The sequence below is a fragment of the Pseudoalteromonas sp. T1lg10 genome, from assembly GCF_002964545.1.
Taxonomy (GTDB): Bacteria; Pseudomonadota; Gammaproteobacteria; order Enterobacterales; family Alteromonadaceae; genus Pseudoalteromonas.
In genome coordinates, this window is record NZ_PQBV01000051.1 from 39,063 (window position 1) to 57,977 (window position 18,915).

Here is an 18,915-nt window from a genome sequence, read left to right on the forward strand (position 1 = left end):
ATAATTTCAAGGAGAGAGCTATGTTACGTTTCGCTGTATTTATATCCTGCCTATTAACCTGTATTCCCAGTTTTGCAGCAGATAAGCCCAATATTCTGGTGATTTGGGGCGACGATGTGGGTATGTGGAATATCAGCGCCTACCACCGCGGCATGATGGGGGGCAGCACCCCAAATATAGACCGTATCGCTAATGAAGGCATGATGTTTATGGATCATTACGCGCAGGCTTCCTGTACCGCAGGTCGCGCTGCGTTCCTTCTCGGCCAATACCCTATCCGTACAGGTTTGAGTACTGTGGGCTTACCCGGTGCCAAGGAGGGAATACAAACATCCGATCCAAGTTTAGCGACTATGCTTAAAGCACAAGGTTATACAACAGGTCAGTTTGGTAAGAATCACCTGGGTGATCGTGACGAGCACTTACCGACCAACCACGGCTTTGATGAGTTTTACGGCATTCTTTATCACCTCAATGCCGGTGAATATGCTGAGCAATATGACTACCCACAAGATAAAGAGACGCAAGAGCGCGTTGGCTTAGCCCCCATGCGCGGTGTTACTCACTCCAAGGCTTTGGCAAATGGCAAGCAAGAAATCAAAGACTTAGGCCCCTTCGGTAAAGAAAGACAACGTAATATCGATGAAGAAGTTCTGGTTGAGTCCAAACGCTTTATTCGCGATGCGGTCAAAGCCGATACGCCATTTTTTGTCTGGCATAACACCACCCGCATGCACTATCGCACCAACCTCAACGAATACTATGAAGGCCGCAGTGGTTACGGCATTTATGCCGATGGCATGATGGAAATGGATGATGATGTGGGCGAGTTACTTAACCTACTCGACGAATTAAAAGTGGCCGATAACACCATAGTAATGTTCTCGACCGACAATGGTGCCGCCTCTAATTCCTGGCCCGATGGCGGCAATCAACCCTTCCATGGTGAAAAAGGTGTAGGCGGCTGGGAAGGCGGTTTCCGCGTTCCCCTTGTTGTTAAATGGCCGGGTAAAATCCCCGCGGGCGTCAGCACCGGCGAATTTATGACCATGGAAGACTGGCTACCCACCCTAATGGCCTGGGTTGGTCAGGGCAACCTTAAAGAGGAGCTGCTTAAGGGTAAAAAAATCAATGGCCGAAAATACAAGGTGCACCTCGATGGCTATGATCAAAGCGACTTGCTCCTTAATCAGGGCAAAACCAAGCGTAAAGACTTCTACTACTTTACCGAAGCAACGTTTCATGGATTACGTCATGGCGATTGGAAGTTATTGTTTAAAGAGCAGAATCACTGGTTTAGGGCTACACAGCAATCGTTAACCTCCCCCTATATCACTAACCTCAAACTCGATCCGTTCGAGCGCTTCCACGAAGCCCGCGGCTATGATGAATGGGCGGAAAATCGCAGCTGGATCTTAGGCCCAGCCGGCAAGCAAATTGCGGAGTTTGTTGAGACCTTTAAAGAATTTCCACCGACTCAGAAGAGCATGAGCTTGCAGGTAGATGACGTCAGCAAGTTTATTAATAACCAGGCTATTAGCCGCTAGTTATACGTCACAGGCAGGGTTCATCCCCTGCCTGATTTCGAGCGATAAAGCACACTCGGTAGCGACAGCTAAATAAAGTACTTGCTTTATCTTTTTTACATGGGTATATTGTTGGATTGCTTGCTCATCCTCAATAAGTAAGCAATTGCACATATTAAATGTGCGCGTGTGATGCCTTTCCTTGATCCAGTCAGTTCCATCCCGAAATTTATAACGCCTTAAAAGTCTGACAAAGATTAACCGGGTACTGCCGTTTTGTAACAGCAGCTAGCCCCAATGCCGCGCAATTGACGCCGCTTTCCAGACGATAATAAGGCAATTTGAATGCGCCCTACGGCGCCAATAAATGAGTTTTATTATGTCCTATTTATATAACAATCAACGTATTGATATTACCTTGCCGATCGCAGGTATTTCTATCAACAAACGCCGCATGGCCATTAGTCACCATCAAGGCAAAAGCTATATCGAGTTTGCAAATAACGCCGATATGCAAGGCTTTATGCAGTGGCTAAAGGGCCAGGCCTAAAACCAAAAAAGGGAGCGTTTAGCTCCCTTTTTTATGCCTTAAAACCCGAGGCAAACCTAATTGCGGTTAACTTTCACCGCGCACATTCAAAAATGGTAAAATCTCCCTGCGCGTCGCCCCTTATCTGAGCGCCTTAAAAGCGTTACACTCATACTCCTGTTTATAGCAAGGCGATCAGTGGCCATGAATTACCTCGCCCATCTGTATTTAGCTCAGCCCACTGCCGACTCCCACTTTGGCAACCTGCTCGGTGATTTTCGCCGCGGCCTGGTTAATCAACAATGGCCCAAGGCGGTGCAATTAGGTTTAGAGAATCATTTACTGGTGGACAGGTTTACCGATAAGCACAGCAGTGTGCGTGCCGCAACTAGCTTATTTTCGCCACAACGACGACGCTTCGCGCCGGTAGCATTGGATGTGCTGTTTGATCATCTGCTGATCCGTCATTGGCAAGACTTTACCAGCAGCGAATTTAACGATTTTTGCCAGCAAAGTTACCAGCTTCTCAACACTCGCACCGAGCTGATGCCCGAGCGTATGCAACATGTGGTGGGGAAAATGTGCGAACAAGACTGGTTTGCTACCTATGCCGAACTCGATGGCGTTGCCCTGGCACTGGATAGGATCGCTAGCCGGATCCGTTTTCGCAATGACTTTACTGGCGCAATCGAAGATATTGAGCGCCATTTCGATGCCTTTGAAGCCCATTTTTTGGCCTTCTTCCCCGAGCTTATCACCCATGTGCAAACCCATAACCTTGAATTGGTGAACATGGATTCGAACGCCTTGCCCGCGCCATTGAAATATCGGACATAAAGTAGCCGCTCACAGAGCTAATACACAGGGCTGCAAGGCTTAGAGTTAACAGTTCAAGAACGATCGAGATGAAGATGACAAAGGGCGTAAGTAAGGTTACTAAGGGCTTTATTGCTTTTTTATAGCAATTTCAATTTTTATGCTCAAAGCAAGCTAGGGGATGAAGCTTAAGAAAGCTTTAATAAAAAGCGAGAGGTAAAAATAGTGGTAAAGAGGAAGGTAAACGGGTGGAGCGAGGGCGCCCCACCTGGATATGCCAGCTAATTAGATAGCTGTAACGTCAGAAGCTTGAGGGCCTTTAGCGCCTTCTTCAACGTTAAATTCAACTTGCTGACCTTCTTGAAGGGTACGGAAACCGCCTTCAGCAACGATAGCACGGAAGTGTACAAACACGTCTTTGCCGCCATCAGTAGGAGTAATAAAACCAAAGCCTTTTGCTTCGTCGAACCATTTAACTGTACCAGTTGTTTTAGACATAGTGTCTCCAAAATATTTAAATTAAATAATGTGTTGCGTTGCAACATCAGAATTGCCGAACTAAGTACTAGCTAACACGAGTGGCTTACGCTGCATAAATTCGGGTGGAACACTAACTGGGTAGAACACACGAAGAACTGAAGTACAAAAGCAAAATCGAATCTGGGTAGAACTCATCAGACGCGAGCATCCTAACACAAGGGGACGAGATCACCTAAGGTTTACGTCATTTTTTTGTACAATTTTCACCCAACAAGTTCATAACCCCCGTTGCCGAGCCCTTGTTACCGACTTTGCTTGGTGTTTATTATGAATCTGATATCAATGTGTTACATTAATGTTCAGGTTTAAACTTAGTTTTAACTATATCGAGTTAAACATTCCCTAACCTTAGATATAACAAGAACAAAGGACTTCTTATGCGACATCAACTTGCGGCAATGGCACTGGGCCTATCGGCGGCTTTGTTAAGCACCACGTTAAGCGCTGCCCCTGAACCATTCGAATATCAAAAACAAGGACGAGGCATGGCATCCGAATCTAAGATGCGCGGCGTCTATGATCTGATCCCTAACCCCAGTGGCGATGCAGCCAAGGCGCGTTTGGCTATTCTCCAAGGCATGCAAAAAACCAAGGGCGTTGCCTGGCTACTGGAGCAAGAAGGCGACGGCTATATTCTGGCGCGCTGGGATTACAAGGGCCACACCATTTTTCATCGCATTGAATACAACGGCGAAGCGGTACAAATCAAATATGCAGGTGGCCTAAACGATTACCAATGTGAAAAACTGGTCGGCGATTATTGCTACAAAACACATAGAAACTATTACAAATACAACCGCTCGCTGGTCAAGCAGTTGAAAATCGCCTTGCAGGGAGTCTAAAGCATGAAAAATATAAAAAGCACCTTGTCGTCGTTATTGCTCACTGCCACCTTGAGCTGCACCTTAGTTAGTCAGGTTCAAGCGGAAACAAATCAATCATTTACCTTGTATGACGATCCATTGTTGTTGCAACCCTATGTCACCGAACCCGCTAAGGTGATCAAACTGGGCATGAACCAATATCAATGGCGCAGTGTTAACCAAACTCCGGACACAATTGAGGCGGAACTGGACTACAAGGGCTACGTGCTGCGCGTCGATATCCATTACAACAGCGAAAAGATTTGGTTTGAGGCCATTTCAAGCGTTAACAATGACTGTAAAAAGCCACCTTGCGAAGTTGAGCAGCGCCATATTGACCGCTGGCGTACCGGCCTGCGCCGTGGTATTGCCAAGGCGATCACCGACTTAGCGGTGAAAGATGCCTATCAGCAAGTGTATCTGGATAAACCAGAGCCCTGAGCAATCTCGACCCCAAGGTGGCCTATAGGCCGCCTTGATTTACCTTCCTCACTTACCCGAATACATTTCAAAAAATTAAAACATAGAGTTAAAAATTAAACTTTGGATGTCAGGATGACTAAATTTAGTGCCATTCTATTGCTGCTTATCTCCCTTAGCCTCAATGCCAAAGTCGCTTATGTGGCCTTGGGTGACTATCGGGTCGAATACGAATTGCGAGGCGACTCTAAAGCCACCTTGCTGCTCGAGGCCGGTGGCTCGGCCGGCCTAGAAGACTGGAACCCCATCTATGACCGGCTTACCAGCGAGTATCGTACCCTGCGCTATTCACGTATTGGTAACGGCGGTTCCACCGCGGTGCGCAAAAATTACAGCTCAGAAGAATACGCCGATGAGGCGCTGGCACTGCTTGATGCCCTGAACATTGATGGTCCGGTTATTTATATCGCCCACTCGTATGGAGCCTATATTGCCCGTACCTTCGCCGCTCGATATCCAGAAAAAGTAGCGGCGCTAATGCTTATCGAGCCGGCGTCCGAGCATGATGTTGATATTATGCGTCAGATCGATTTAGCCAAGGCGGAGCAGGAAATAGCCGAGGTAAAGCGTGATGACATGAAAAACGGTATGTCGAATCAGTACCTCGACTTTTGGGCTAAACGTCCCTTGCCCGATCACCCGGAGATAGCCGATATTCCGGTAACGGTAATCGCCTCGATTAAGCGCTATGAAAATCCGCCGCTGTTATTTTATACCGATAAGGCCAGAGTGATGTGGGGCGAACTGCACAGAGATTGGGCGTTGGCCTTCCCGCAAGGGAAAATCGTCCTCACGGATAAAAGCTACCATTTTCCGCAACGGGATGAGCCCGAGATGGTGCTCGAGGAAATTAAGGCGCTGGTTCAGCGCACTACAAAATCAAAATAGGTATTGGGATAGGGCTGGGGTTTCAATGAAAAGTGCCACCATTCCAAGGGGTAAGGAGCGAAGCCCTGGGCCATCATTAAATCCCGCAACAAGTAACGGTTTTTTCGCTGCACCTCACTAATGCGTGGATCGTCTGTGTTCGATAAAGTATCGAACATATCAAAGGGCGAACCCATATCCAGTTCTTTGCCACTGCTGCTGTCCACCAGGGTCAAATCGACCGTGGCGCCACGACTGTGGCCAGACTGAGCGGCAATATAGCCTCCCAATAACTTATCCTTAGCTAAATTCGGATAGTACTCGGCCTTAGTTTTAATATCGTTATCATCTTCAACCCAGCGCACAAAATGATCCACCGCGCGCTGCGGGCGATAACAATCAAACACCTTTAGTGTAAGACCACGCGCTTTGGCCGCCTGCTGCACTTGCGCCAACGCCTTAGCTGCGTTGCGCTGTAAAATGCACTTGGGCGCCTCATAACCCTCTACTTTATTGCCGACAAAATTGTTACTGCCAAAGTAGCGAATATCCATTGCTATGCTGGGGTCCAGCTCGCCCAGGGCAGTAAAGTCCTCGGGCATAACATTGTTCGAGCTAGCACATGCAGAAAATAATAATGGAGCAATACAGAAGATAATCTGCTTTTTCATAAAGCCAAGCCTAATCACTTGAGAGTTGTTTATTTAACATACCCCAATTAAAACAGTGGATAAAGGTCACTGCATCCCTTGGGTTTTAACAGGCATAAAAAATGCCGCTTACCGAGAGGGTAAGCGGCATTAAGCTGTTAACTAGGTTGGGTTAGTTAAGCTTTTTTACGGCGTAACCAGGCTAGCGGGCTAAGAAGTAATAACCAGGCTAGTGAACCTGAGCTTGATTTGCTCTCTGGCTCTGGCACTACTGTGATTTGCTCAGCAGTAATAGTTACAACTACTTCACGTGTCGTGACCATTTCACCATCGCTTACACTTACAGTGAAGGTATGCTCACCTTCGCTCAGGCCAGTCACATTGGTTACAGCCGAGTTTGGAGACTCAATTGTACCCGGACCTTCCCACTCAAATGTGATTTCATCGCCGTCAACGTCCGTCGAAGCACTGGCATCTAAAGTAATGCTGTCACCTTCTACCGCCGAGATAGCGGTTTGAGCTACTTCAGCAGTTGGCGCATCATTTACATTCTCAACGGTCAGAATGAATGTTGTGCTCACAGCATCAGATGGGTTCTCAATATCAGCAACTTTTACGGTTACTTCGATTTCGCCGAAGAAATCTTCCGCAGGAGTAATAGTCACGGTATCACCATCCACTTCTGCGGCCATGTTGTCGCCACTGACGATAACTTCATTCGCTGAGTTAAGTTCGTCGATGTAGGTCACGTCAAAGGTAATTGACTCACCTTCATTGGTAGTCATGTCTTCCAACTCAATCACTGTGATATTGCTTGAAACAGACAGGGTGTGTGACTTAACCATGGTTTCCATGCCATCCACTTCGATTGTTGCAGTGAACTCCATATCACGACCCGCTGATGCAGAAGTGATATCGGCCCATGCCGTTACTTCGAACTGTGATGACTCAGGACCCACATAGTCCATACAGATAACCATGCCGTCTTTAACCACTTCATCAACCTCATTGAAATTGATAGAGCGACCTAGGTATCCTTCAAGAGGGCCACGTTGGTATATTTGACCTTTATAGCCCTGAACACCGATGCTACCGCGAGTATTAGTTGAGCCGAAATCAATGTTGTCATAAGCCAAGTAGATTTCGTGCTGGTTGTCGCCGAAGCGAGTATGCGGCGTAAAGATAACTTCAAAGTCAAAAGAGCTGTCCTTTTTCTCCCACTGGTTTTGACCTGTTGCACGGTCATAACCTAAGTAAGAGTAGTCGGAGGCATTATCCCATTCAACAATGGCCCAGGTACCTGTAGTCGCCAGGGTAATCCCCTCTTGTGCACTTAAACCAACGCCTAGTACATCGTTCGGGAAGCCTGGGAACCAGCCACGCCAAAGTGGACCAATTGCCTCATATGGGAAGCTATCATACGGGAACTTAGAAACAATCGGGTTAAAGTGTCTTACTGGACCGAAACTAAGCTTACCATTACCATGAATCGCCATAGTGCCAAATTCAACATTCTTCGCTTCGGCATTGTTGTACAGACTTACTTCGTTAACACCGTTGAACAAGGTATTCACTGGAATTGAATAACCACGGTCATAAGTGATGGTGTTGCTCTCATCAAAGCCTGACAGGATAGGTGTTAAACCGAATCTTGAAAGGTCAACGTACCCGCCCGGGTTTGAATTGCCGAAGTTCGGTGTACGACAGAACTCGTCTGTGATGTTGTTAGTCACAATGTAATCAGGCGCTACGTCACGCGTATCTTCTTGAGTACCAGTGATAATCAGTTTGCCATCTGCTACTTCAATATTAACGTCACCGCGTGAACTCAAGACATTTTGCTCACTAATATTCAGGCCTTCAGGGATATCCGCTGTGAAGGTGAACTCACGGTCAATACCTGTGTTGTTTGCCAACACTTCGAAGGTGAACGGTACTTTATCACCGATATTAGCTTTAGTCTGCGGCACATCTAAGTGAACACGGTCTACGCCACGCTCTAGCTTAAACGGGATAGAACCTAGGTTACCGGCATTGACTTCAGACGTACCTACCTCGATGGTGCTGTAGAATACATCATCTAGCTCCATGTCCAGGTTCCAGGCGATATTCATATCTACCTTGTTGATACCGTCGCTCGCTGGTAATGACGCAGTAATTGAACCGTCAACTTCATCACTAACAACGGCTACTGCATATTTAAAGGTCTCTTCAACACCAGCTTGTCCAGATTTGTTGCTGTTGTAAACCATATACCAATATTCACCTTCTTCAGGGTTATTGATATTACAGAAGTTGGCATAACTAACGTGGCTAGATACACACAAAATCTCGTCTTGTGGCTGGATTTGACCATCACCATTGTAGTCTTTACCCACATAAATAAGTGGATTACCAATGTTCAATGTCCCTTCAAGTTCAGACTCGATCACGCCTAAGGTTTCAACAATCAAGCGCTTCGAATTCGCAGCAACGGTCACAAAACCTGTATGCACTGCTTCATCGATAATGTCTTCCTCTGCAGGCACCGTTGTACGGTTCATTGCCCAAGGGAATGTACGGTCATCATCTTTTGGCAAAGTAATGGTTTTAACATCCGCTTTTACCGGCTTGTAAGCGCGCGCAACCGGGCTGTCTACCAGTGGCATAGTGATGCCTTTAGCCACATAGGTGTCGTTGTTCGCATGCGCTACCGCACTTAGGCGTGAAGGCAATTCACCACGGTCATATTTAAATGCCATTGGCCAATGCGCATCTGGAATACCTTCTTCCTGAGCCTGGAAGATAAGGTTGGTGTGCAGCTCAACTTCTGAGTTTGAGAACCAATCCTGGGTATCCATTACCGAGGCTTTCACTATGATAGTTTGCGTTTCACCGGCTTTCAGAGAGAAGGTCTCTGGGATAATCTCGATATTTACGCCGTTTTGTGCCGCTTGCGAGCGCATATCAAACGCCCAGTTCACTACGTCTTCGTGGCTAACCGTCCAGGTACCGTCTTTGGTTGCTTTAACCGTACGTACCCACTGACACTCAGGAGCACACGAGAAATCAACCAGGTTAGGCATGTTCAGCTGATGCGGTGTACCACCATTGTATGGATCGGCTGCAAGGAAGTTCTCAGCAGACTCATCCATGATAAGGCCTGATTTAACCGCATTAGCAACGTTAATACGACCGGTACCGGCGCGGTAGATCTGTGCTTTGTCAGACTCTGAGCCTTCTTGGTTTAGACGCCAGTATTGTACTTCATTGTCAGATGTCATCATCAGCGCCGATTGTACCTCGGCCGCCGTCCACTCTGGGTTTGCCTGACGGATCAAGGCCATGGCACCGGCTACGTGTGGTGAAGCCATTGATGTACCGCTGCTCATTGAGTAATCCATACCAAAAGGCGTAGACACAAACGGATGCTCATCAGAGTAGGCGGCGTAAATATTAACACCCGGAGCGGCTAGTGTAGGCGCCAGGATTTCAACGTTCGAGTACGAAGGACCGCGAGACGAGAAGTTAGCCAACCAATCGGCATCTTCTTCGTTGATGCGACGCTCGATAACCGTTGGTTTAATGGTGATCATGTGACCCATTTCACTAGCGCTATCCACCCAGTCTTCTAGGCCATCATTTGGATAAACACCATTCCACTGATTGTAGGTAAAGTGCACACTAGGAAGTGAGTAGCTTTCAGGCACTGTGCCCTGGTCGCGGTTGCGGTTGAACATAATGAAGGCATCGGCACCGCCGGCTTTTACATTATCAACCTTGGCAGTACGCGCATTGGCGTTTGGATCTTGTGGGTCGTGACGCTGACAGATTACGATAACGTCCGTAGAACCGTCTGCCGCACCAGGGATAGCCGTGCCGTCTTTAAAGAAATCAAAGGTGCCAGCCGGGTATTCCGACTCACAATAACCATCAAAGTCTTTTTCACCATTGATATCGGCGTAGTCTTTCGCCCATACCACAACACCGGTTACTTCTTCGTTGTTGATTGAACCACCAACAAGGCCCATATCCGCCCAGCTAGGTACTTCCGAGCCCAGTGCAGGGTCGATAAAGCCAGCGTATTCAATGGCAGTATCGATAGCCACGGTGCGACCATGTGTCGTTGCCGCTACCTGAGCCAGCCAAGGTGATGAGTTATCCAAATAACCCAAACACTCAGAGCCACCACAGACACCTGTGCCCGAGTTACCTGCTGCTGCGGCAACGTTGATGCCCGCTTCACGCGCCGATAGGAAGGCTAGTTGTACCGGATCGGCCCATACATTTGAGTCGGCACCACCGATTGAAAAGTTGATAACATCAACACCGTCGGAGATAGCATCTTCGATACCCGCAACAAGCGCTTCGCCTGGACAACCGCGGTAGCCGCTTTCATTTGATGAGTGACACACCTGATAAGCAATGATGTTGGCGTGCGGGGCCACACCCGAGATCTCTGGGAATAAGGCTTCTTTGATGATCTTACCGTCTTGCTCCTCACCTGTACCAGCTAGCATATAAGGCACGTCTTTAAGTACGTTACCCGCCGCCGTTGAGGCTACGTGTGAGCCGTGACCCTGATAGTCTTCACCAATGGCTGGCCAGCCTGGGATCATAGCCGAAAATGAATCTGTGATGATGTCGTATGAACGTACGCCGATCAGCTTGTCGTTACATTGAATGTGCTCAGCATCTTCAACACAGTCACCCACGTATTGGCCTGCGCCCCACGGGTTGGTGTGGTCATAGCCGTCACCGCCGATATCAGCGAATGAAGGGTGGTCTGAGTTAATACCGGTATCGATAATACCGATGATTTGACCTTCCCCCTTGTGCTTTACTCCCGTAGGAGAAGCCATGCCAGACCAAACCTGATCCGCAGCAATTTGCTTAGGGCCTTGATCTGAAAGTAAATCGTAATGTTTAGAACGCATAACCGAGGCAACGCTGCCCAAGTTAGCAATGCGCGCCGCTTCCTGTTCTGTCATTTTCACCGAGAAGCCGTTAATAGCTTTGGTGAATTGACGACGCATTTCGGTGCGGCCGGTTACCGCCGTCACTTCCTGCATCACGCTTTGTTGCTTAGAACGCAATTGACGCTCATAAGTGATTACCGCTTTAGAAGTCGGTTGACCACGCTCGAATAGTTTGCCCGTGTTGTCACCGATTGAACGCGTTAGCGCTGAATTGGGATCCTGTGCGGCAACGGCAACAGACGCATCGCGCAGACGCACGATGTAGATATGTTCACCTTCGATGTTTTCCTTAACAAACTTACTTCCATGCGCGTTTAGTTGTACGTTTACGCCTTGTACATCGGCACTGTTCAAGCCTTGAGTATTTAGTTCTTGTTGTAGTGCTTGAACGCCTTCAAGGGTAAGGCTAGGTGCTTTAAGTTTATTCTCTGCGCTGACCGAATGGTCATTAGCATTAACGGCGGCATACAAAGATGTAGCGCTAAACAGTGCCACACCAACCGCTGTTGCGATGGTTGTTTTTTTCATGATGGACCCTAACTTAGTAAGTAATTAAGTTGTAATTTCGAACCAGCCGAAATTTTTTAACAGCCCGATTCAACCACATTAACAACACCCATCACCAACAACTCTTTGTACACTTTTGTACAACAACAAAACAAAATAGACACACTAAATTAACACAGAGAACAGAAGGTAACTTGGACTGGGATTAATGTAGCAATTTGTACATTGAATTCTGTTAACAATTTAAAAATTCCATATAAATCATTGGAATACATTATCGAGCAAATATTTATCTTGGATTGATGCTTTGCCAAACCCCCTGCACTGCGCTAACGTGGCTTGCGTAATATCGACAAATAATTAAGATTCAGTTAACGCAGAGAAGGAATACAACTGAAACATGAATAAACATATCGCCCTTGCGTGTACATTATTTTCCGCCTCGGTACTGAGCCAGGATGCGCCCAGCGAGTCGGCACAATATATTGAGGTAGGTACATTAGAGGCGTCAGTCACCGTGGGATACGGTGGCATCGAAAACCCAATTCAAGGGGCGGAACACGTCACTTCTGTTCTTCTGCCGCACCTGGCTTATTATGGTGAGAAATGGTACTTCGACGATTTTGCTCTGGGCTACAGTTTGCACCAGGATAAATCTTGGTACTTGGATATTGTCGGTGCTTTTAACGAAGACGGTTTTTTCTTCGAGCTTGACGGCATAGATAAGCTCTTTGCCACCTCGGCGGTGCGCAATTCGCCGCGCCCGGGAAGACCCAACGCCACACCTATCGAACTCACTCCCATAGAGCGCAGCCTGGCCTACGAAGGCGGTCTGGCGCTCGGTTACAGTGCAAAAAACTGGGGCCTTGAACTTAGTACCCTGCATGATATCAGCGGTGTGCATAATGGCTTGGAAAACAAGTTCATAGCCTATTACAGTCAAGACTTGCTTGGCGGCCAGTTTGTCATGGAGGCCGGAGTGACCCATAAAAGCACCGAACTCATCGAGTATTACTATCGCATCCATCCGGGCGAGGCATTGTCGCGCATCCCCAGATATGATTTGAATAGTGCGCTAAATTATCACCTTAAATTTGAGTACAAATACCGCCTTAGCGAGCAATTAAGTGCTATGCTAAATATCTCAAATACGTGGATTGACAACGATTTAAGTGATACACCTATGTTTGATCGAGACCAGTATATGACTGGCTTTACCGGGATTACTTTTGAGTTTTAGCAGTACTAACATCTCATGCTAGTTAATTACTTTGTTGCCTTATCAATGCTGCCGGCATCCATGCAATCTGCTGTGGAGGGTACCCTTAAGGTGTCTCCACACACCTGCATTGGCGAGCTACAAGCCACTAGCTGCACCATGGAAATTCATGTCAATGCGGTATCGGCAGCAGCAGAGCAACTGTGCATCAGTATTGCTCTGCCAAAGCGGCAATATGAGTGTTTTAACGGCAACCGGGTGTCGGTGACCTATCAGGTGACACTTGAAACCAACACCACCATCACCCTGACCGATCAATCCGGAATGGTACTGGCAGAACAAAAATTAGAGGTGGGGAAACTCGCCTCAAAAAACTATCGCGTAAGAAGACGTTTTGGTTGGGGTATTTAACATTGACGCACCAGGTTCTACTTATAGAAGACGACAAGGAGTTAGCCAGTCTAATTAGTCGTTACTTAAGCAAAAATGGACTTGATGTAAACATAGTAAATAGTATCGCCGCCTTTAAGGCTCACTTCGACCAACTGCAGCCGGATATCATTCTCTGCGACGTCATGCTCCCGGATGGAAATGGTTTTGAACTCTTTCCTCAGTTAAAAAAACACTTTAGTTGCCCGGTTTTATTTTTAACGGCCCTCGATTCGGATCGCTCGCAAATAAAAGGGCTTAATCTGGGTGCCAATGATTATTTAATCAAACCTATTCGCCCCGAACTACTGCTAGCGCGCATTAACAATAGTCTGCGCTTAAGCGGCAAAGGTGAGGCCACCAAGGCCATAGGACAATTAAAACTCGATACCACACACCGACTTTTACACTGTAAAGAGCAACAGCTCAGTCTCAATGACGATGAAGTGCGGCTGTTTAGTCTTTTTATCCAGCACTATCCCACCCCCTTGTCGCGGGAAACCTTGTTCAAGGAAATCATTGGCCGAGAATACGACGGCCTGGATCGCGCCGCCGATCTTAAAGTGAGCCGTTTGCGCCGCAAAATTCGCGATCATGGCATTGAAGGGCTGGACATTATTTCTATTCGTGGCGAAGGCTACCTGCTGCAAGTACCGACCGAGCACGATGCGTAAGCAGTTTTTTCGCCTCTACGTATTTATCATTGTTAGTGTTATCGCAGCGCTGATCGCCTTTGGGCAGATCTACCAAAACTATGTATTTGAACAATCCCCCAGCATCGCCCTGCCGGTAAGCCAGTGGCCAGCGCTCATTGATAACAAGGGCGACAACCTGGTTAGTTTAGCGCGCCAGGATCTGGCCTTACCACCGGCCTTGGCACAACAACTTAACGAGCAGAAAATGCTGACCGTGATCCAAAGCGAGGGCAACTTCGTTTATGTTCTTGGCAGCGGCGATAAGGCCGATACTGTGTATCGCATCGGCCCCATTACCGTGGCGCCGCCACCGGATGAGCACAGCATCTATTTTTTGTTGGTCTATAGTGCCATTGCGCTTCTTGTGATGTCTTTTATCTGGCCTGTATTCAAAGACTTGGCTGAACTAAAACGCGCCTCTCGACGCTTCGCCAGAGAAAAGAAAGCCTTTAGCGCCAAGGTAAAGCCGAGTTCAACCGTCTACCCCTTGGCGCAAACCCTGAGCGATATGGCCGAGCGCATCAGCAAGTTTATTCAACTGCACGAAGACTTATCACGGATCATTTCCCATGAAATTCGCACGCCGCTGTCGCGCATGCGCTTTATTCTCTCCCTGCACAGCGAACTCGATGAAGAAATTCAGCGCACCATGGCACGTAATATCGACGAGATAGAAAACCGCCTGTGCCAGTACCTGGACTTTGCCCGGGTCGAATACCTAACTCAACCCCTGCAACTGCAGGCACTTGATGCAAAAGAGTTTATTAATCAAGAAGCGAAAAAGAATCAGCTCTTTACCGATGTCAATATCGAGACTAAGGTGGCCTTGGACAAGCTCTATTGCGAACCAAATAGCTTTGCCATCCTAGTGCAGAACCTGCTTTTTAACGGCGTTAAGTATGCTCAACATCAAGTGATCTTAAGGCTTCAACAACAGGAGCAGATGCAAGTACTTGAGGTTTACGACGACGGTCCGGGCCTGCCCAACGACGCCGTGTCCTTGTTAGCGCCCTTTTCATCTTCCAAAGACAGCGCGGTGGCCAGTGGTTACGGCCTGGGACTTTATATAGTCGAGCGCATCTGTTTATGGCATGGGGGACAGATGACTTTGGGCAAACATCCCGAAACCGGTGGCGCCCATATTCGCATCAGCTGGCCGCGACAAATCGAAATCTAGCCCAGCTTTTCATCAAGCCAACTTATCGAGATGGCTCAAATACCAAGACCTGTATTTGCGCTTGGATAGTTAGGAATCAACTTGGTTAGACATTTCCTTTACTGTTGTGCCCTTTAACTCGACCACGCCTGGCGCTAGAGCGATGGCGTAACTGGCTGTAATATTATTTTCTCCCCTCCCGAGCTAACTTTGTTTCAGCAGGAGGGGAAAAATGAACAAGAGAACCGTTACACCTGAACGCGCTCAAGCTTCAAGGGCACATGGCGTACAGGCAGCAACAAGCTGGCTCTGTAATTTGGCACACGCAGTACTAGCACGTATTTTACTGCTGTACTACGCCATCAGTGGCGATACCTGCACCCCGTTACACCGCCTCGCTTTATGCGCAACTCTGGCCTATGTGGCTTTTCCTTACGACCTGATCACCGATACATACCCAAGCCTAGGTTTACTAGACGACATTTTATTGCTGGCCGTGGCCGCCGTGTCCCTGCTTGCCTGTATCGATGCCAGGGTCAAGGTTCTTGCCGAACTCAAAGCCCACCAATTACTGCTTAAGGCTCGCTCCCTCGTCTAGCTAGCGAGTGCCGCCGCTCGCTCATCCAACAAAGCCAGCAGGGAAGAGAAGGTCACTCCACTGTGCCTTGTTAGACCAATCTCACAGGTACGGCTGTTAGAGTAGCCCACAGTACAACCTTGGGGTTTGCTGGCGCTAACATGGCGTAGTGCATGCTCATTTAGCTGGGGGTGAGTAAAGCCCTTATCACCGGCAAACCCACAACAACTCACCTCCGTAGTGCTGACCTTGGAACTAAGCGCCCTGGCCACGTTCAGCATGGCGCTACCAGCATCCAAATGCTGCGAACTACAGGTAATATGTAGCCACAAAGGCTGGTCGCTGGTTTCAATTGCTAGGCGAGGCAATAAATATTCGCTGGCAAAACCTAGGCTATCCAGCACCCGAATTGGGCTGCTTTCTTCGTGCTGGCTTTGCTTTTCTTGGAGTTGGCTTTGCAGGGCACAGGGACTGGCGTCCATAACCACGGGCCAGCGCCCCTGCTCGCTCAATTGCGTGATGATTTCCTGTAATTGCTGCTGTTTTTGTGTGGCCACCTCCGCCAGTCCCTTGCTTTGCCAGGGCATGCCACAGCATAACTCGGCTATCTCTTCGGGTATTACCAGGGTCAGCCCTGCCTTGTCGCACAGGCTTTGCAGCGTCTGCTGCACACTTTGCTCGGTGGCATTGGCAAAAATACGGTTGCCGCAACTGGGCACATACACCACCTTATCGCCGTCGATAACCTGGCCGCTAGTCTGCTCGCCATGCTGCGCCTTGGGCCAGGCACTAAAGTAGAGCGGCGTACCAAAACGCTGCTGCAATTGGGCACTAAAACGCTCAAGACGCTGCGCCCCCAGCAGTTTGGCGCTTAAATGAGCGCCGCGCACACCCACTCGTGCCAGAGCGCTGGTCATGGCAAAGTGATTTGCACTCCAGTTGGCGATTTTAGTGATCACAGGTTTGTTAGCCATCTGCTTGGCGCGCAGCGACTTGATATAGGCTCCGGTATCAATGCCAACTGGACAGCGAGTGGCGCATAAGCCGGTGGCGGCACAGCTGTCTATGGCCAGAAGTTGATAACCCTGTTGCACAGCGGCCAGACGTCGATAGGCGTCCTTGTCTTTGAACTCGTGATTAAGCAATTGTTGCTCATGGCGTTTCAGGCTGATGCGCTGGCGTGGCGTAAGGGTGTATTCCTTGGATGGACACACAGGCTCACAAAAACCACATTCGATACATTTATCTATGTGCGCATCACTGGCGGGCATGGCTTTAACATGCTGCACATGAGCGCGAGGGTCGGCGTTGATGATCACCCCGGGATTTAAAATCCCCTGAGCGTCAAATAACTGCTTAATTTGCTGCATAACAGCATAGCCCTCATCGCCCCATTCGAGCGCCACAAAGGGTGCCATATTACGTCCGGTGCCATGCTCCGCCTTTAAAGAGCCCTTGAGTTCCACCGCCACCAAATGCGCCACATCGGCCATAAATGCCTCGTAACGCTCAATCTGCTCTGGGCTATCGAAGGCCTGAGTAAAGACAAAATGCAGATTCCCGGCCAGGGCATGACCGAAAATAATGGCCTCCGTGTAGCCATGCTTATCAAACAAGTGATGCAGCGCCTTAATGCCCCGGCTTAAGTCCGCCAAGGCAAAGGCCACATCTTCAATGATCACAGTAGTGCCGGTTTTACGCACCGCTCCCACCGCCGGAAAGGTGCCCTTGCGCACATTCCAAAGCGCCTGTGCCAGCTCGGCATCGTCGCTCAAGGGATACTTATGCACCAGCTGCTCTTGATATTGCGCCAAAATGGTATTGACCGAGCTCGTCAGCCCATCAAGTGCCTGCTGATTTTCTTCGCTAATTTCGATCAGCAAGGCCGTGGCCTCAGAGGGGAAATCGGCGACATTTTGCGGCATCACCGCATGCCCCTGCACCGATAAAAGCGCCCTTTTATCCAGCATTTCCACCGCGGCTATGGGCAAGGCGTTTAGTTGCTCAATAAGGGCACAGGCGCTGTCGACATCGGCAAAGGTAAATAATCCGGTGCGTTTAAAGGCAGGCTCAATAACCGTGTTGTAAGTAATGTTGGCGATAAAGCCTAAAGTGCCCTCAGAGCCTATCATCAGGTGTTTAATGATCTCTATGCCATCATGATGATCCACCAGGGCATTAAGGCCATAGCCAGTGGTATTTTTTAAGCGATATTTATGAGCGATGCGCTCACTTAACCCCTGGTTATCACGCACCTGCTGCGCCAGCTGTTCAAGGGCATTGAGCAGCGCTGCGTGACTTTGCCGAAACGCCGCCTTGGATTGCTCATCAGCGGTATCGAGGCAGGTGCCATCGGCAAGGATAATCGCCATGTCCTTTAAGGTGTGGTAACTGTTGTGTTTCACCCCGCAGCACATGCCAGAGGCATTATTGGCAGCGATACCACCGATTTTACAGCTATTGATAGAGGCCGGATCCGGGCCGATTTTGCGCCCATAAGGAGCCAGAATGCGGTTCACTCGGGCGCCGACCAAAGAAGGCGATAGGCTGATCCAACTGCCATCCTCGCCCACCTTATAATCTTGCCAATCATCACTGAGCAGTACCAGTACGCTATCGCTAATGGCCTGACCGGAAAGACTGGTGCCGGCGGCCCTAAAGGTGACAGGTAATTTATATTCGCCGGCGCTTAACAACACCTTTTGTACCTGCTCGGCGCTTTTGACCAGCACCACACATTGAGGCGTTAAGCGATAAAAGCTGGCATCCGTGCCCAGGGCATAACGCAAGGCATAATCTGTGATCACTTGCTCACGGCCGAGGACTGTGGTCATGGCATCAATGAAGGCTTCCATAGCCTTAGGGGACTCTGACATAATGAGGCACTAGCTATAACATGGTTGCCCTAGCATAGCTGGGAATAAAATATTATTAAACTCGTATTCATAGATCAGTACTGATATATAAAGAATAGATGGCCATGCTGTGTATTAGCCGCGCCTAAAGCGCTTGTGCTCATGGTATTAATAACTATAGAATCTTGAATACTTTATTCCAAGGGAGCTCGCCATGATTTTCCGCCGCCTAGTCAGTGCCTTGACGC

15 protein-coding genes are annotated in these 18,915 nt (G+C 48.5%); 11 read left to right on the plus strand and 4 right to left on the minus strand.

From position 1 onward, the window contains the following. Positions 1 to 20 precede the first annotated feature (20 nt). From C2M17_RS13470 to C2M17_RS13480, 3 genes are all read left to right on the plus strand, one after another. Positions 21 to 1,547 carry an arylsulfatase gene (locus tag C2M17_RS13470; RefSeq protein WP_105201254.1) on the plus strand — a complete coding sequence of 509 codons (1,527 nt, stop codon included), beginning with the start codon at positions 21 to 23 and terminating at the stop codon, positions 1,545 to 1,547. Positions 1,548 to 1,905: 358 nt separating this feature from the next. Then, a complete protein-coding gene (locus C2M17_RS13475) occupies positions 1,906 to 2,076 on the plus strand; it encodes a hypothetical protein (RefSeq protein WP_158677988.1) in 171 nt (56 codons plus the stop codon). 183 nt (positions 2,077 to 2,259) lie between these two features. Continuing rightward, on the plus strand, positions 2,260 to 2,892 hold the full coding sequence (locus C2M17_RS13480) for an acyl carrier protein phosphodiesterase (RefSeq protein WP_105201256.1): 633 nt from the start codon (positions 2,260 to 2,262) through the stop codon (positions 2,890 to 2,892). A gap of 264 nt (positions 2,893 to 3,156) precedes the next feature. On the opposite strand, the gene cspE is transcribed toward C2M17_RS13480, so the two are convergent. Continuing rightward, positions 3,157 to 3,369: a transcription antiterminator/RNA stability regulator CspE gene (gene cspE / locus C2M17_RS13485; RefSeq protein WP_105189283.1), complete on the minus strand. Its 213-nt coding sequence runs from the start codon at positions 3,367 to 3,369 to the stop codon at positions 3,157 to 3,159. A gap of 419 nt (positions 3,370 to 3,788) precedes the next feature. Between cspE and C2M17_RS13490 the strand changes: the two genes are divergently transcribed. The 3 genes from C2M17_RS13490 to C2M17_RS13500 all read left to right on the plus strand — a co-directional run bounded on the left by C2M17_RS13490 (position 3,789) and on the right by C2M17_RS13500 (position 5,642). Beyond that, a complete protein-coding gene (locus C2M17_RS13490) occupies positions 3,789 to 4,253 on the plus strand; it encodes a hypothetical protein (protein ID WP_199774433.1) in 465 nt (154 codons plus the stop codon). A gap of 3 nt (positions 4,254 to 4,256) precedes the next feature. Then, positions 4,257 to 4,715: a hypothetical protein gene (locus C2M17_RS13495; protein WP_105201257.1), complete on the plus strand. Its 459-nt coding sequence runs from the start codon at positions 4,257 to 4,259 to the stop codon at positions 4,713 to 4,715. A gap of 114 nt (positions 4,716 to 4,829) precedes the next feature. Beyond that, entirely contained in the window at positions 4,830 to 5,642 is an 813-nt protein-coding gene (locus C2M17_RS13500) for an alpha/beta fold hydrolase (RefSeq protein WP_105201258.1), read from the plus strand. Here C2M17_RS13500 and C2M17_RS13505 read toward each other — a convergent pair. Both C2M17_RS13505 and C2M17_RS16135 read right to left on the minus strand, forming a co-directional pair. Beyond that, entirely contained in the window at positions 5,618 to 6,292 is a 675-nt protein-coding gene (locus tag C2M17_RS13505) for a M15 family metallopeptidase (RefSeq protein WP_105201259.1), read from the minus strand. The two genes, C2M17_RS13500 and C2M17_RS13505, sit on opposite strands and share 25 nt — an antisense overlap. A gap of 155 nt (positions 6,293 to 6,447) precedes the next feature. After that, positions 6,448 to 11,757 carry a S8 family serine peptidase gene (locus C2M17_RS16135; protein WP_105201260.1) on the minus strand — a complete coding sequence of 1,770 codons (5,310 nt, stop codon included), beginning with the start codon at positions 11,755 to 11,757 and terminating at the stop codon, positions 6,448 to 6,450. A 379-nt stretch (positions 11,758 to 12,136) separates the two neighbouring features. Between C2M17_RS16135 and C2M17_RS13515 the strand changes: the two genes are divergently transcribed. From C2M17_RS13515 to C2M17_RS13535, 5 genes are all read left to right on the plus strand, one after another. After that, the gene (locus C2M17_RS13515; RefSeq protein WP_105201261.1) at positions 12,137 to 12,976 is read left to right on the plus strand and encodes a MipA/OmpV family protein; all 840 of its coding nucleotides are present in this window, start codon (positions 12,137 to 12,139) and stop codon (positions 12,974 to 12,976) included. 15 nt (positions 12,977 to 12,991) lie between these two features. After that, positions 12,992 to 13,366 (plus strand): DUF3019 domain-containing protein, encoded by a 375-nt coding sequence (locus tag C2M17_RS13520; RefSeq protein WP_105201262.1) that lies wholly within the window; start codon positions 12,992 to 12,994, stop codon positions 13,364 to 13,366. Between the two features lie 2 nt (positions 13,367 to 13,368). Continuing rightward, the gene (locus tag C2M17_RS13525; RefSeq protein WP_158681416.1) at positions 13,369 to 14,058 is read left to right on the plus strand and encodes a response regulator transcription factor; all 690 of its coding nucleotides are present in this window, start codon (positions 13,369 to 13,371) and stop codon (positions 14,056 to 14,058) included. After that, positions 14,051 to 15,256: an ATP-binding protein gene (locus C2M17_RS13530; RefSeq protein WP_158677975.1), complete on the plus strand. Its 1,206-nt coding sequence runs from the start codon at positions 14,051 to 14,053 to the stop codon at positions 15,254 to 15,256. Before C2M17_RS13525 ends, C2M17_RS13530 begins: the two co-directional genes overlap by 8 nt. A gap of 211 nt (positions 15,257 to 15,467) precedes the next feature. Then, entirely contained in the window at positions 15,468 to 15,833 is a 366-nt protein-coding gene (locus tag C2M17_RS13535) for a DUF1232 domain-containing protein (RefSeq protein WP_105201265.1), read from the plus strand. On the opposite strand, the gene C2M17_RS13540 is transcribed toward C2M17_RS13535, so the two are convergent. Continuing rightward, positions 15,830 to 18,688, minus strand: a complete 2,859-nt coding sequence (locus C2M17_RS13540; RefSeq protein WP_105201266.1) for an FAD-binding and (Fe-S)-binding domain-containing protein — start codon at positions 18,686 to 18,688, stop codon at positions 15,830 to 15,832. The genes C2M17_RS13535 and C2M17_RS13540 overlap by 4 nt on opposite strands. Positions 18,689 to 18,915 lie beyond the last annotated feature (227 nt).

Bases quoted from the DNA above. Each gene is read 5' to 3' on its own strand.
- C2M17_RS13470 (WP_105201254.1), top strand. From the start codon at position 21: ATGTTACGTTTCGCTGTATTTATATCCTGCCTATTAACCTGTATTCCC.
- C2M17_RS16135 (WP_105201260.1), bottom strand. From the start codon at position 11,757: ATGAAAAAAACAACCATCGCAACAGCGGTTGGTGTGGCACTGTTTAGC.
- C2M17_RS13500 (WP_105201258.1), top strand. From the start codon at position 4,830: ATGACTAAATTTAGTGCCATTCTATTGCTGCTTATCTCCCTTAGCCTC.
- C2M17_RS13535 (WP_105201265.1), top strand. From the start codon at position 15,468: ATGAACAAGAGAACCGTTACACCTGAACGCGCTCAAGCTTCAAGGGCA.
- C2M17_RS13505 (WP_105201259.1), bottom strand. From the start codon at position 6,292: ATGAAAAAGCAGATTATCTTCTGTATTGCTCCATTATTATTTTCTGCA.
- C2M17_RS13480 (WP_105201256.1), top strand. From the start codon at position 2,260: ATGAATTACCTCGCCCATCTGTATTTAGCTCAGCCCACTGCCGACTCC.
- C2M17_RS13515 (WP_105201261.1), top strand. From the start codon at position 12,137: ATGAATAAACATATCGCCCTTGCGTGTACATTATTTTCCGCCTCGGTA.
- cspE (WP_105189283.1), bottom strand. From the start codon at position 3,369: ATGTCTAAAACAACTGGTACAGTTAAATGGTTCGACGAAGCAAAAGGC.
- C2M17_RS13475 (WP_158677988.1), top strand. From the start codon at position 1,906: ATGTCCTATTTATATAACAATCAACGTATTGATATTACCTTGCCGATC.
- C2M17_RS13490 (WP_199774433.1), top strand. From the start codon at position 3,789: ATGCGACATCAACTTGCGGCAATGGCACTGGGCCTATCGGCGGCTTTG.
- C2M17_RS13530 (WP_158677975.1), top strand. From the start codon at position 14,051: ATGCGTAAGCAGTTTTTTCGCCTCTACGTATTTATCATTGTTAGTGTT.
- C2M17_RS13540 (WP_105201266.1), bottom strand. From the start codon at position 18,688: ATGTCAGAGTCCCCTAAGGCTATGGAAGCCTTCATTGATGCCATGACC.
- C2M17_RS13495 (WP_105201257.1), top strand. From the start codon at position 4,257: ATGAAAAATATAAAAAGCACCTTGTCGTCGTTATTGCTCACTGCCACC.
- C2M17_RS13520 (WP_105201262.1), top strand. From the start codon at position 12,992: ATGCTAGTTAATTACTTTGTTGCCTTATCAATGCTGCCGGCATCCATG.